General features: G+C 66.6%; 11 protein-coding genes. 4 read left to right on the top strand and 7 right to left on the bottom strand.

The window, feature by feature from the left end:
- Nucleotides 1-368: GNAT family N-acetyltransferase (locus AC07WC_RS12970; protein ID WP_495210356.1), on the bottom strand; the 368-nt coding region annotated here is incomplete at its 3' end.
- A gap of 523 nt (nt 369-891) precedes the next feature.
- Between AC07WC_RS12970 and AC07WC_RS12965 the strand changes: the two genes are divergently transcribed.
- Entirely contained in the window at nt 892-4,287 is a 3,396-nt protein-coding gene (locus AC07WC_RS12965; protein WP_495210355.1) for an autotransporter family protein, read from the top strand.
- Between the two features lie 16 nt (nt 4,288-4,303).
- Here AC07WC_RS12965 and AC07WC_RS12960 read toward each other — a convergent pair whose 3' ends face one another.
- Together AC07WC_RS12960 and AC07WC_RS12955 are read right to left on the bottom strand one after the other, a co-directional pair.
- A complete protein-coding gene (locus AC07WC_RS12960; RefSeq protein WP_495210354.1) occupies nt 4,304-5,206 on the bottom strand; it encodes a DUF6624 domain-containing protein in 903 nt (300 codons plus the stop codon).
- A gap of 198 nt (nt 5,207-5,404) precedes the next feature.
- Nucleotides 5,405-6,514, bottom strand: a complete 1,110-nt coding sequence (locus AC07WC_RS12955; RefSeq protein ID WP_495210353.1) for an alpha/beta hydrolase family protein — start codon at nt 6,512-6,514, stop codon at nt 5,405-5,407.
- A 127-nt stretch (nt 6,515-6,641) separates the two neighbouring features.
- On the opposite strand from AC07WC_RS12955, the gene AC07WC_RS12950 reads away from it, so the two are divergent.
- Together AC07WC_RS12950 and AC07WC_RS12945 are read left to right on the top strand one after the other, a co-directional pair.
- The gene (locus AC07WC_RS12950) at nt 6,642-7,556 is read left to right on the top strand and encodes an NAD(P)/FAD-dependent oxidoreductase (RefSeq protein ID WP_495210352.1); all 915 of its coding nucleotides are present in this window, start codon (nt 6,642-6,644) and stop codon (nt 7,554-7,556) included.
- 62 nt (nt 7,557-7,618) lie between these two features.
- Nucleotides 7,619-8,296 (top strand): class I SAM-dependent methyltransferase, encoded by a 678-nt coding sequence (locus AC07WC_RS12945; RefSeq protein WP_495210351.1) that lies wholly within the window; start codon nt 7,619-7,621, stop codon nt 8,294-8,296.
- A gap of 60 nt (nt 8,297-8,356) precedes the next feature.
- Here the strand turns inward: AC07WC_RS12945 and AC07WC_RS12940 are convergent, their stop codons facing one another.
- The 3 genes from AC07WC_RS12940 to AC07WC_RS12930 all read right to left on the bottom strand — a co-directional run bounded on the left by AC07WC_RS12940 (nt 8,357) and on the right by AC07WC_RS12930 (nt 10,440).
- A complete protein-coding gene (locus tag AC07WC_RS12940) occupies nt 8,357-8,527 on the bottom strand; it encodes a CsbD family protein (RefSeq protein ID WP_019184192.1) in 171 nt (56 codons plus the stop codon).
- Nucleotides 8,528-8,674: 147 nt separating this feature from the next.
- Nucleotides 8,675-9,418 carry an SOS response-associated peptidase gene (locus tag AC07WC_RS12935; protein ID WP_495210350.1) on the bottom strand — a complete coding sequence of 248 codons (744 nt, stop codon included), beginning with the start codon at nt 9,416-9,418 and terminating at the stop codon, nt 8,675-8,677.
- Between the two features lie 62 nt (nt 9,419-9,480).
- Nucleotides 9,481-10,440 carry a cation diffusion facilitator family transporter gene (locus tag AC07WC_RS12930; protein WP_495210349.1) on the bottom strand — a complete coding sequence of 320 codons (960 nt, stop codon included), beginning with the start codon at nt 10,438-10,440 and terminating at the stop codon, nt 9,481-9,483.
- A gap of 361 nt (nt 10,441-10,801) precedes the next feature.
- Between AC07WC_RS12930 and AC07WC_RS12925 the strand changes: the two genes are divergently transcribed.
- The gene (locus AC07WC_RS12925; RefSeq protein WP_495210348.1) at nt 10,802-13,678 is read left to right on the top strand and encodes a hybrid sensor histidine kinase/response regulator; all 2,877 of its coding nucleotides are present in this window, start codon (nt 10,802-10,804) and stop codon (nt 13,676-13,678) included.
- Here AC07WC_RS12925 and AC07WC_RS12920 read toward each other — a convergent pair.
- Complete coding sequence (locus tag AC07WC_RS12920; RefSeq protein ID WP_495210347.1) at nt 13,662-14,042, bottom strand: response regulator; 381 nt, start codon at nt 14,040-14,042, stop codon at nt 13,662-13,664. The genes AC07WC_RS12925 and AC07WC_RS12920 overlap by 17 nt on opposite strands.
- Between the last annotated feature and the right edge of the window lie 100 nt (nt 14,043-14,142).

The following is a 14,142-nucleotide window of genomic DNA, read 5'->3' as shown; positions in this document are numbered from 1 at the left end:
ATCGCAAGCATCTGAGGAAATCTGTTCGAACTTTTCACCTCAATGGTGCGGTAGCCGTGTTGTCTTGCCCAGTTCTCCTGGGTCTGCAGCAATGACTGCCCCAATCCCTGCCGACGGAATGCTGGAGAAATCCCGCCGATCCAGCTATAGAGCGTGCTTTCATCCAGCGCATAGGCAATCTTGAATCCCGCCAATTGGTCGCCGCACTCGGCGACCAGAACAAGATGTTCGGCAGCCAGCCTTTCGACATAGGACGACAGTGGGCGCCCTTGGGCGAGCTCGCCAACCTGCGTCAGTATGTGCAGCGCCTCATCCAGCGTACCCTCCCGGATCCGCGGCGCTCGGGTCTTTTCAGGGCCGTCGATCATGTAGTTTGCCTTCGGTTTGTGGGAGGGGTCAGCATGCCTCAATCCTCATCATCGGCGGGCATGGAACCGCACCGTATCCCGGCTCAATCCTGTCGTTCGTGAGAAGTCAGAAACCAGCATTGACCGACCCATGACCATGGAGTGCACGCCGCACTTGGAGTCTACGCCTCGCTCACCTTCAACGGGCATAACCGTCGCAAACGCATTCTGATGCCCCTGATAAGCCTGATCGGGAAACGCAAGGCGGCTGCCGGCGAGTGCCTGGCGCATGTCGCGCCCTGATGTACCGAATGCCCCGTGTCGCCATCGCGATCCGCGTTGGCACCCGAAAACAGACGGGCCACCGCCGCTTGGCAGAAGTACTGGAGATGTCGCGCCCAGTAGATTTACCGCGCAGACCCAGTAGTTATGCGGTCGATCCGGGGCCGGGACGGCGGGAACATCGACGGCACGGATCGGACCTCGGTCCAGACCATGGGAAGCACGCCATGCAGGGCTGTCTCACCTCAGGCAAGGAGTGGCCATGAACACGCGCAGGCACACGCTGCCCATGGCGATTGCGGCCGCGTTGACCGGTGCGGTTGCGCTGCCGATGACCGCTGCGGCGCAGGCGGTGGTCGGCCCCGGCACGGTCAACAGCACGATCACCGCGACGTCCGGCACCACCACGGTCGTGGGCAACACCACGATCGATACCGGCAACAATGATGGCGTGCGGGCCAGCGGCGGCGATGTGGTGCTGGACATGAACTCGCCGTTCGCCGCGCCGGGTGCGATCACTGTCCTGTCCAACGCGCTATCGCTGCACGCGACAACGGGCGTCATTTCCGCCCCCCGTGGCATCAACCTGCGCGTCGGCGGTCGGGGCCAGGCGCTCTATGCCGACGGCGGCACGATCTCGGTCTTTGCCGGGAATGTCACCAGCACGGGCATCGGCAAGCTGGCCGGTGGCACGGCGGGCCTGATCCAGATGGCCAACATGCGCTACAACGATCCTGCGCTCTCCTCGGGCACGCAGGGCAACGGGATCGGCATCGACGGTGCCGCGCAGGTGGAGTTGGGTGGATTCAACCGCCTGTATATCGGCAGGACCGGCAACTCGTACGGGCTGGGGGTACAGGGAACGGGCGCCAGGGCGGTGCTCAACGGTACCAACCAGTTCACGTTCCAGCAGTCTGGCGCGATGGGCGTGTACCTGTACGGCGGCGGTCAGCTGGAGATGTACAGCCCACTCGCGCTCACCTTCAATGGGGCCAACTCCGTCGGTGTCACGGTGGACAGTGGCAGCAATGCCCAGGTATTGGATGGCATCACCGCGACGTTCACTGCCACCACCGGCACGGCGGGAACCGGACTGGTCGCTCAGCGGGGCGCGACCGCGAGCCTGCGGAATTTCGTGGTCTCCGGGCCGCGGGTGGGCATCGGTGTCTGGGTAACCGACAACTCAGCCATCACTCTGGGCGGCGCAAGCCGCATCGGCATCACTTCGCCGACCAATGCCCAGCGCTATGCGCTCACCGCCGGCACCAGCATGGGCGGCGTGGACGCCATCTTTGGCACTGCTTCGGGTACTTCCGTCAGAGGCGGTGCGGTGGTCGCCACCGGCACCCTCAACAGCACGGGCACCACCTGGACCAACGCCGTTGCTGACAGTTATGGCATCTATGCGGGCGCCAACAGCACGCTCGACAGTGTGGTGAACCTGACGGGCGATACCATCGAGACTTCGGGAGCAGGGTCGGTCGGCATCGGTACCTACGGCCATGCGCACGTGTACGTGGCCGATGCGATCCTGCGCAACACCGGCGGCTCCGACGCCATCTACATGCGCAACTACGGAAGCCCGACCCAGGTCACCGACAACAACGAAGTCCACCTGAGCAACACCACGGTCACCGCCACCGGCAGCGCATTCGGCGTGTTCTCCGGCAACCAGTCCAATGGCTGGGACAACATCTTCACGATGCGGGGCGGCTCGCTCACCACCGAGCAGACTGCGTTCTATGCATATGGCCCGCTGAACGTGACCTTGGAGAACACCGCGGTCCGTGGTGACGACTACCTGCTGTGGGCCGGCAACATCGGCACCACCGGCGAAGCCACATTGATCGAACTGGTCGCCGCCAACAGCGTCCTGCAGGGGGACGCCGGTGCCAGCAGCGCTGCGCAGGCCAACATTGCCCTGCAGGCAGGCAGCCACTGGACGGGCGCGGCGTGGAATCTCACCAATGCCGTCATCGATGCCACCAGCACCTGGAGCATCCCGCAGAATTCGACGGTCTCGCAGTGGGTGCGCAATGACGGGCGCATCGAGTTCCTCCCGCCGGCCGCCACAAACGATTACAAATTCCTTTACACCGCTTCGTATGCTGGCGCCGCAGGCAGCGTGATCGCGCTCAACACCTATCTGGACAGCGACGGTTCGCCCAGTGACCAACTGGTCATCCAGGGCGGCAGCGCCAATGGCAGCACCCGCCTGGACATCCGCAATACCGACGGCCCCGGTGCGCTGACCTTCGGCGATGGCATCCGCGTGGTGACCGCGCTGGATGGCGGAACCACCGCGCCCGATACGTTCTTCGTCGACACGCCGCTGCTGGCCGGCCCTTACGCGTACCGCCTGCACCGCGGCGGCTACGCCGCCGGTGACGGGCAGGACTGGTTCCTGCGCTCGTCGATCGACTGCAACAATCCGGCCGCGCCGTCCCCCCCGTGCCCCTCTCCGCCCCCCCCTCCGCCTCCCCCACCGCCACCGCCGCCGCCGGATCCACCGCCGGGACCGACGCCGCCGGACCCCACGCCGGGGCCGGACCCGCTGCCTGACCCGACCCCACCCGAGCCGCCGCCGCTGCCGCCACCGTCACCGGCGCCGCCGGAGCCGGACCCGTATGTGCCGCAGCCGGTGCCCGTACCGGAGTACCGCAGCGAGGTGTCTCTCTATACCGCGTTGCCGGCGATGGGCCTGCGCTACGGCTGGGCGACGCTGGGCAATCTGCACGAGCGGGTGGGCGAGCAGGAACAGCTGCGCCAGCGCGCCGACCTGCGCGGGGATACGTACTTGAACGGCGCCTGGGTGCGCGTGATCGGCGAGAACGGCGACGTGGAAGGCAGCCGACGCGGCATCTACGGTGGCAGCCCGCGCTACGACTACGACCTCCTGGCCATCCAGGCCGGCGCGGATCTCTATGCGGCGGAGCACGACGACGGAAAGCGCGACCATGCCGGTCTGTACCTGGGGCAGGGCAGGATGCGCAGTGACGTCACGCATTTCGATGGCACGCTGGCTGGCCGCAACCAGGTCAAGGGCACCTCGCTGGGACTGTATTGGACGCGCTACTGGGATCAAGGCCAGTACCTGGATGCGGTATGGCAGGGAACCTGGGGCAAAGGCAAATCCAGGTCGAGCAACGGCATTCTGCTGGAGCGCGACAGCTTCGGCTGGGGAGCATCATTGGAGGGAGGCTATCCGTTCCAGATCAACGACGAGGATGAGGATGAAATCCTCGAGCCGCAGTTGCAGGTGATCTACCAGCGGATCGAGCGCGACCACAACCGCGACCCTGCCGCGCTGATCCGTTTCAGCAACATGGACTCGCTCGCTGCGCGGCTGGGCCTGCGTTGGGCCAACACGTGGACCCTGGAGCCCACGCATGACGGCGTCCGGCGGTTGTTCACCGGATGGCTGCGGCTCAATGGCTGGCATGAGTTCCGTGGTCAACCGGTGACCGAGTTCTCCTCGGCGGAGGGCTATGTGCCGTTCGAAGCCAATCTGAAAGGGACGTGGTGGCAGCTCAACGCCGGGGCGACCTGGCAGTTGGGCGCGTCGACCAGCCTCTACGCGAACATCGGCTACCAGCGCAGCTTCGACCGCGCCTTCGACGCCTGGGACGGCAAGGTGGGCGTGCGCTGGAACTGGTAAGCGGGCAGCGCTGGGCCTATTTCACCGGCTTGCCGTAGGTTTCCGACAGCATGGCCTTGTAGGCCTCAAGAGGCTGCAATCCCACTGCGCGCCGACGGTCGTCAAGCGTCTGCATATCCTCGGTGGGCTGCAGCTCCATCACGCCGTCGGCGGCACTCTTGAACTGAGTGCCGTAGCGCTGCGGCTTGCCCTGCGCGATGAGCACCCGGTCGGTCAGCAGCGCTACATCCGCGGCGTCGGCATCGCCGGTCCTGGCGGCGTTCTGCATCAGGGCCAACGCCTGTGCCTGGAACGCGGGGTCATGGTCGGCATGCTGCACGATCAGCCAGGCCGCCTTGGCCCCGTCGCGGCCGACCCGCGTGATGCCTGGCCACCCCTTCTCGGCGATCACGGCTTTCAGCCACGTTGCATTGGCTTCGCTCACCGGCGCCGTCTGCCGCCATACATCGCCGCCGCCTGCGGAGATGGCGGCATGTTGCGCTGCCTGGTCCTCCGCTTCGCGTGCGAGCAAGGCCTGCCGCAATGGCGCATCGCGTTGCGCCTCGTGCTTGTTTTCTTCGGCGATGACCCGCTGCAGCACCGCCGGCCATGCGGGATCAGCACGCAGCGCATCCAACCCGGGACGCTGTTTCGTGCGCAGATCTTCCAGCGGCAGGCGACCGCTGGCGAGCAGCGCATCCACGTACGCAAACGCCGCGGTGTGGTCGCCCGCCGCCGCCGTGCATTCGATCAGCAGCAGTTCGCCACCGTCGGGGAAGGGGATGCCTTGCGTGTACAGGTCACTCAAGGTGGTGCTGCAGGCGGCGTAGTCGTTGTTGCCGTAGGAATCCAGCGCGGTGAAGAAGCTGGCCGGCTCGGCGGCGGCAGCGGCGGCTGCGAACAGGGCGACCGTCAGCGTTGCTGCCCGGGTCGCATCCATCGGTCGTGTCGGCCTTCCGTGCATCGGTGGTCTTCCGTGGTGAATGCATCGGCAACGTAGCCGCTTCTGCCCGGGAAATTCAAGCGGTCGTCCAGCCGGTCACCTCATCCATCCTGCGGCGACCGGCCGGGTTCGCGCTGAAATCCAGCGCCGGCTGAATCGTGTGGTGCCTGCATTACCGGCGCATTGGCGGCCCCTTTACCGGTCCGGTGGGGGCACGCTGCGGCTCTGCATCACCACTGCAGCCACCACTTCGTCGGGTGTGAACGCACAATGCCCCTCGCCAACCGGCGGCAGTACCCGTGGCGCAGGGCTGGCGCCGTTCTTGGCGGCCAATGCCGGGTACACCGGTTCGAAGCGCGGGGTGACCGATGGGTCGTGGTGGTTATATTGAAGCAACAATGGTCTGCGCAGCGCTCCGGTCAGGCGCAGGTCGCGTGCCAGCTTCGCCTGCGCCGCCGGATCCACGGCCACGCGCCGCACGCCTGCGTTGAATGCGGCATCGTCGCCAAATCCATCATAGACCGTGCCCTCGTTGCCGACCGGCGTGCCGCCGTTGCGGGTGACAAGTTGCTGGAACACCAGCGCATGCAGGCTGATCGTACCGGCCAGCTCGTCCACCGTTACCTCCAGTCGTTTGGCGAGCTGTGCGGCGGCGTCAGGTCGCGTCTGCACCGCGGCGGCGACGCTCTCGAACAATGCAGCCTGGGGCAGCGCGCCCGCCGCAGGTGAGGTCAGTCCGTCCGCGGGCAGCCCATTCGTGTTCGGGAAGAAATAGTCGAAGGCCACCAGCGAGGTGAGCATCTCCCCGGCGAGCACGTCGCCGGGCAGATTGGCGCCGCACAATGAGACGCCCCCGTCATAGTGTTGTGGCAGTCGCTCCAGCGTCGCGATGGCGACCGCACCCCCCATCGAGAAACCCAGGATCCAGGTCCGTTTGGTGTCGGGATGGCGCGCAAGGACCTGCTGGCGCAGGCGCTCGGTATCCTCGATGGCGTCGATGACGGCCCAGCCCTGGGTCGCATAGCCGCTCTGGGCAACCACATACCCGGCCTTGACCAGGGCCTCGCTGTTTTCGTTGCCGGGCCAGGGTTCGGGTCGCGGTGTCCCGAGCGGCTCAAAGCCATGCGCCAGCAGGACCACTTCGCCATTCCAGCGGGCCGGGTAGTCGATCCGCCAGGGGGCCCCTTGCATCTCACCGGTTTCAGTGCGCGGCAAGGGCGTTGCTGGCGTCCTGCTCCACGCCGGAGGCGCTGGCAGGGCGGCGCACAGGCCGAGGCAGAGGGCCAGGGGCGTGGCGTAGCGCATCGCGTCCATCCTTTGCGGAGCAGGTGATGCCGCAGCATACCGCTCATGCCGGCCTCACAGAATCCAGCCGGTGGGCAGGCGCATGATGCGGGCTGACCCTGCCTTTCTCCCCCTATGTGGATGCCCCATGCCGACGAGTGCGCCTGACGACCAGAGACACGACGTGATCATCATCGGTGGCAGCTACGCGGGCATGTCCGCAGCGCTGCAACTGGTACGCGCCCGACGCAAGGTCCTGATCATCGATGGGGGACAGCCGCGCAATCGGAATGCGCGCGTCGCCCATGGGTTCCTTGGCAGGGAAGGACTGCCGCCGGCGGACATCGCCGCGCAGGCCCGCGATGAGCTGCTGCGCTATCCCACCCTGACGTGGCGCATCGGGACTGCGGTCCGTGCAGGCGCGGAGGACGATGGGATCTTCCGGATCGAGTCAGAGGCAGGTGAGACGTATCTGGCGGATCGGGTGATCCTGGCATACGGCGTGATCGATGATCTGCCCGCCATCGAGGGCATCGGCGAGCGCTGGGGTCGAAGCGTGTTCCACTGCCCTTATTGCCATGGCTACGAGGTGTTTGAGGGCCGCATCGGGGTCATCGGTTGCGCGAAGGATGGGGGTGCGGCGCAGGCGCTGCTGCTCTGTGATTGGGGAGAGATCACGTTGTTCTGCAGCGAGGCATCGGCCAGGATCGATGACGAACAGCGTGCCCGGCTGCAAGAGTGCGGGGTCTTGATCGAAGCGACCCGCGTGTGCGCCGTGGAAGACACCGCCACCGTCGTGCTCGCCGATGGGCGCCGCGTGGCGGTGGATGCGCTGTTCATCTCGCCGCAGTCGCGGCTGTCCTGTGATCTGGCCGAGCAGTTGGGCTGCGAGCTGAAGGATGGCGGCTGCATCACTACCGATTCTGCCAAGCAGACCACGGTACCGGGCGTCTTCGCCTGCGGTGACGCAGCGCGGATGGCGGGCAGCATCGCCCTGGCAGTGGGCGAGGGCGCGCTCGCGGGCGTGGCGGTCCACCACTCGCTGATGGGGCTGCTGGAATAGGGTAGTTCCCATAATGTAACAATAATGGTTACATTATGGCTTCCCTGGAACCGGTGCTCTCGATGTCCTTCTCCGATCCCGATGCCGTCGCCCGGTACGCCGACAACCTGGTGCGCCAAGTGCCAGGCGTCCACGCATTGCACCAGATGGCGCACGTCCTGCTGGCGGAGCACGTGCCGCTGCAAGGACGTGTGCTGGTGCTTGGGGCGGGTGGGGGGATGGAGCTGAAGGCCTTCGCCGAGGCCAGCCCGGCATGGCAGTTCACGGGCGTGGATCCCTCTGCCGAGATGCTCGGATTGGCCGCGCGCATGCTCGGGGAAGACCTGTCTGCCCGCGTTGAACTCATCGAGGGCTATATCGACGCTGCACCAGACCGCGCGTTCGATGGCGCGACCTGTCTGCTCACCCTGCATTTCCTCTCAGTGGAGGAGCGGCTGCATACGCTGCGCGAACTGCGGCGTCGCCTCACGCCCGGTGCCCCGTTGGTCATCGCGCATCACAGCGTGCCCGGTGATCCGGAAGAGAAGCTCAGATGGTTCCAGCAGTGGGCTGCGTTCGTGACCGCGCGGGGTCTGTCCGAAGACACCGCTACGGCACGGGCCGAAACGATCGCCACCCGCCTGCCGACGCTGGCGCCGGAGGCCGAGGTCGCGCTGTTGGAGGCGGCGGGATTCAAGCGTCCGAGTCTGTTCTATGCCGCGCTGTCGTTCAGAGGTTGGGTGGCCTACGCCGGTGAATGACACGGCTGACCACCCACTGCCCTCTGCCGCTGATGCGGTCAGAGAGCCGTAGGATGAGGCTCAGCGGCGAGCGTCGTCGCGGGCCTTGCCCACGTCGCTTTGCACTTCACCGACACCCTTCTGGATCTTGCCTTCCACTTCCTTCGTCTTGTCGCCGGTGACCTTGCCCACGACTTCCTTTACGGTGCCCTTGACCTGGTTCTTGGCGCCTTCAGTGCGATTCTTGTCCATGGTTGACTCCACAATGTAGTTAGAGAGAGGCCCGTGTTGCTGGGCATCTCCACCCTGACCGCAGTGCGGTGGCGCGAAGGTGAAATTCGCCGGTGCTGTGGAATCTGTTCAAGCGCGGGAAAGGTTGACGCTCACGTGCGCTGCACGTCATTGCTCCGCATCGCGCTCATCGCAGGCATCGCCATCCCACTCCTGTGGTTCGGCGGTTGCTGCAGCGGCATCCGGATCGACAGGCTCCAACAGTGTGTAATCGTCACGCGCAGGATCGCGAAACGCGCGGCTCACCGGGTACGCCTCCAAGGCGGGTGTGGACGCCCGCGCACTCAGCGCGGCCGGTGTCTTGAAGGCACCGCTCAACCAGTCCAGTGCGGTGGACGGTGCGATGAAGATCGGGCCATCCGGGGTCAATGGGGAAGGGATCGCAGGGTTCGGGCCGGTCAGTACCGTGAAGCTGTCCAGCAGCTGGCCGTCCCCGCTCTCCCAGTGTTCCCATAGACCCGCGGCGAGCAGGGCGAACCCGTCCTTGCGCTGCACGAACAACGGCCACGGCGGCCGGCGCTGGCGGTCCCATTTGTAATAGCCGGTCATGGGCAGCACGCACGGGCGTTGCAGCCACGCCTGCGCAAAGAGGCGGCTGCGTGGCGCGCGGTCCAGACGCGCGGTGACCGTCGTGTACGGCGTGACCGGTTCCTTGGACCAGCGCGGCACCAGGCCCCACACCATGTCCGCGACGGCGATGGTGCCGTCGTGGTCACGCGCCAGCACCGCGGCCGCGCCTCCCTTGGTGATGTTGTAGTGGTCCGGCGCGGTCGCCAGTGAACGCGCCACTGCGGCGGGGAACCCGTCGGGCAGTGACGCGGCATCGGCGATGGCTTGTGCGAAGCGACGCATGGGCTGAGCATCCACCGGCCACCGTGATGGCGTCGTGCGCGGTCGCCGCCGCACGCTTCGCTTCAGGTATCCGGATGTGGCTGCTCCAACGCCGCCCGGCGCGCCTGGAACACCTCCGGCGTCTGCGGTTTCACGAACAGCGCGACCAGCTCGGGATACTCGGCCTTCACCGCCTTCTCGATCCGCGTGATGCAGGCCTCGATCTGCGGCGTGGTGCGATCATCTTCGAATTCCGCACTCAGCATCGCCACGACCTGGTCCGGTCCCATCTGCATCGTGGTCACGCCATTGGCACGGCGCAGATCGGCATCGGAGGTGGCCACGGCGAGGATGCGCTTGGCGACGCTCGGGTGCGCCGGCTCACCCACCAGCAGGCCCTTGGTTTCGCGGGCAAGCAGGAAGGCGGTGACAGCCAGCACCCCGGCGATGCACAGCGAGGCCACGCCATCCAGGATCGGCATGTCCAGCAACTGCGCGGCAAGCAGGCCGACCAGCGCGAAACCCAGGCCGAGCAGGGCGGCGCTGTCTTCCAGCAGCACGGTGAAGGTGGACGGATCCTTGCTGCGGCGGAACGCCTCGAAGTAGCCCAGAGCACCCTTGGTGGCGCGGAACTCGCGTAGCGCGATCCACCACGAAGTACCTTCGAAGACGAAGGAGATACCCAGCACGACATAGCTGATCAGATGGTTGGTCGCCGGCTCCGGATTGCGGATGTGCTGGATGCCTTCATAGGCAGATACGCCGGCACCGGCGGCGAACACCAGCAGCGCCACGATGAAGCTCCAGAAATACAGTTCGCGCCCATGCCCGAAGGGGTGCAGGGTATCCGGCTTCTGCTCGGCACGGCGCAGGCCGTACAACAGCAGCAGCTCGTTGATGGTATCGACCAGTGAGTGGACGCCCTCGCTGAGCATGGCCGAGCTGCCGGAGATGCCGGCGGCGACGAACTTGGCGATGGCGATGGCCAGGTTGCCGGCAAGGGCGGCATAGATCACGAGACGGGAGCCAGTCGGCTTGGCCATGGCGGAGGCGGGGTGGGGAGGGTGCGCGCATCATCGCCAACGGCGTGTCCCGGGCGCGTGCACATCCCTGTCGCAGGGACACTGCCCGGTCGTTTCAGGGCGGGGGGCGGACTGCCCGCGGGGGCCGCGAATCGCTTGCGGACATTGCAGCGCTGGCACCGAGTCCCGGCCTTGACGTAGATTTGCCCCCCTTGGCTTAAATTGCTTTCCCGATTCCGGCTGGCCGACCGCTGCCCGCCGTTCCCCCCAGCGCCTGCAACGCCTTCAGTTCAAGGTTCGGTGTCCCGATGATGTCTGTCCTTCCCTGGTCCGTCGCGCGGCTGCGCGGCGCACGTGCCCCGGCGGTGCTGGAGCGGCGCGCATGAGTGCAGCAGCAGGGCGTTTTCCCGGCAGTACGGGACCGATGGCCGAGCAGGTGCGTGGACGGGACTGGCAGGCGACGCCGGTGGGGCCGATAGAGCAGTGGCCGGGAGCGTTGCGCAACGCGATCAACCTGATCCTGGCCTCACCCGAGAGCATGTACGTGGTCTGGGGCGATGATCTGACGTTCTTCTTCAACGATGCCTACAGCCCCATTCTGGGGCCGCGGCGGGAGGGCGCACTGGGTGCACCGCTGAGGCAGCTGTGGGCCGATGCGTGGGACGCCGTGCGCATACCGATCGAGGCCGCCTTCGCCGGGCAATCCTCCCGCTACGAGAACCTGCCGATACCGATGAGCCGCCAGGGCGTGCCGGAAGAGACCTGGTGGACGTTCTCGTTCTCCCCCCTCTTCCTCGACGATGGCCGTGTCGGTGGCGCGTTCTGCGTGACCAACGAGGTCACCAGCATCATCCTGGCGCAGCAGCGCCTGGCCAAGGAGAACGAGCGGCTCATCGCGCTGTTCGACAAATCGCCGATGTTCATGGCCTTCCTGAGCGGTCCCGAGCACCGCGTCGAGTTGGCCAACCCCGGCTATGAACGGCTGGTCGGCAACCGCCACGTGCTCGGCAAATCGATCCGTGACGCGCTGCCGGAGATCGTCGACCAGGGCTTCATGCCGTTGTTGGACGAGGTGTACCGGACCGGCAAGCCATACATCGGCAGCGAGGTGGTCTACGACGCGCCGTTCCCGTCCGATCCGTCCTCGGCCCGGCGCATGCTGGATATCGTCTTCCAGCCGGTCGCCGGCGAAGACGGCAGCACCGCAGGCGTCTTCGTCCAGGGCCTGGATGTCACCTCCCACATCGAGCTGCAACGCACGATGCGGCAGGTGGAGGCGCGCAACCGCCAGATCATCGACAGCGCCAGCGACTACGCGATCGTCGCCTCGGATCTTCAAGGCAAGGTGACTCTCTGGAATGCCGGCGCCGAGCACATCTTCGGTTGGACCGAAGCGGAGATGCTGGGCCAGAACGTGGCGCTGATCTATACCGAGGAGGACATCCGGGCCGAGCGGCTGCGGCGCAACCAGGGCATCTCGATCGCGTCCGGCGGCATCAGCGGCGAACGCTGGCTGGCGCGCAAGTCCGGTGAGCGCTTCTGGGCCAGCGGCGCCATGACCGTGCTGCGCGATGAAGACGGCGCCGTGCTGGGCTTCGTCAAGGTGCTGGGTGACCGCACCGAGGAGCGCCGCGCCAGCGATGCACTGGCGCATAGCGAGCGCCGCCTCGGTGCGCTGGTGAGCGCCTCGTCGCAGTCGCTGTATGCGGTCACGGCGGACTGGCGCGAGATGCGCCAGATCCTGGCGACCGGCCCGGTAGCGCAGGATGAGATGCCGGCGGTCAGCGACTGGAAGGAGCGCTATGTACATCCGGATGATCTGGGGCTGCTGGAGCAGGCCATTGCCCAGGCGATGGCGCAGCGGCAGCCGCTGGCGCTGGAGCACCGCAGCCTCACGGCCGATGGCAGTGTGCGCTGGGTGCAGATGCGTGCGGTGCCGCTGCTGGATGAGCAGGGCGGGATCACCGAGTGGTTCGGGACCGCCGCGGACGTGACCGAGCGGCGCCAGGCCGAAGAGCAGCTGCGCGAGCTGACCCTGACCCTGGAGGAGCGGGTGCAGGCACGCAGCGCCGAGCTGCAGGTCGCCGAGGAGCGGCTGCGGCAGAGCCAGAAGATGGAGGCCGTGGGTCAGTTGACCGGCGGCCTGGCCCACGACTTCAACAACCTGTTGACCGCCATCTCGGTAGGGCTGGAGCTGCTCGAGCTGCGCATCGAGCAGCGCCGCTACGACGATATCGGCCGTTACCTGGAGATGGCACAGTCCAGCGCTTCGCGCGCCACCGCGTTGACCCAGCGTCTGTTGGCCTTCTCCCGCCGGCAGACCCTGGCACCCACGCCGGTGGTGGCCGATGCGATGGTACGTGGCATGTTGGACATCATCTCGCGCACGCTGGGGCCATCGATCGCGATTGCCACGCAACTCGAGTCCGACCCCTGGGCGGTGCTGGTGGATGTGCCGCAGATCGAGAACGCGCTGCTCAACCTGTGCATCAATGCCCGCGATGCGATGCCCGATGGTGGTCCGCTGACCATCAGTGCGGCGAACGTGACGCTGCAGGGCGAGGGCGCGGCGATGCTGGATACGCTGCCTGGTGATTACGTCCGCCTGGCGGTCAAGGACGCTGGAACCGGGATGGAGGCGGCGGTGATCGAGAAGGTGTTCGAGCCGTTCTTCACCACCAAGCCGATCGGCCAGGGCACCGGGCTGGGCCTGTCGATGATCTATGGCTTCACCCGCCAGTCCGGTGGCCAGGTGCGGATCGACTCGCAGGTCGGCCATGGCACGACGGTGGAACTGTACCTGCCACGTTTCATCGGCGACGCTGCGGCCAACCCCATTGAAGAGACCGCGCCTGCACTGCCGAACGCATCGACGCCCAGCGTCGGGACCATCCTGGTCGTCGAAGATGAGGCGGCGATCCGCGCACTGCTCGTTGAAGTGCTGGGCGGGGCCGGCTATCGGGTCCTGCAGGCGGCGGAAGGTGGACAGGCCATCGAACTGCTGCGATCCGCGCAGCACATCGACCTGCTGATCACCGACGTGGGCCTGACCGGTGGACTCAATGGCCGCCAGGTTGCCGATGCGGGGCGCCAGGTGCGGCCCGGACTGCCGGTGTTGTTCATCACCGGCTATGCGGCGTCGGCGGCGGTCGGCGCCGGGCAGCTGGAGGACGGCATGGAAGTCCTGACCAAACCGTTCACCACCGCCGAACTGGAGCGGCGCGCCCGCGCACTGCTGTCGATCAGAGCAGGGACCTGACCGAGCTCACCAGCTGCTTGAGCGTGAAGGGTTTGCGCAGCAGTTTGATGTCCTCGCCGAGGAAGTCGGGTCGGGCACCGGCCGCGCCTGCGTAGCCGGTCACCAGCAGGATCGGCATGGCCGGGTGCAGGGTGGTGGCGATCGTGGCGAGGTCGCGGCCGTCCATTCCGGGCAGGCCGACATCGGAGACCAGCAGATCGAACGGGCCGTCGCGCTTGAGGCAGCCCAGCGCGGCCTCGGCGTCGGCGACGTCGAGGACATCGAAGCCATCGTCGTTGAGGATGTCCTTGGTCATCTCCCGGATGGGTGCGTCGTCTTCGACCAGAAGCACGCGGCATCGCGGGTGGATTCTTGCAGCGGTCATTGCGGGCGCAGATCCTCGTGGCATGCAGCCACCTGTACGGATCTCCACCTTAGCGCCCGCGCGCGTTAGCCGGCTGTGCATCGCACGCCAGCCTGGCGTC

The organism is Stenotrophomonas sp. GW821-FHT01H02A, assembly GCF_059422145.1.
The sequence above is the reverse complement of the archived record's forward strand: the minus strand, read 5'-3'. Positions and strand labels throughout refer to the sequence as shown.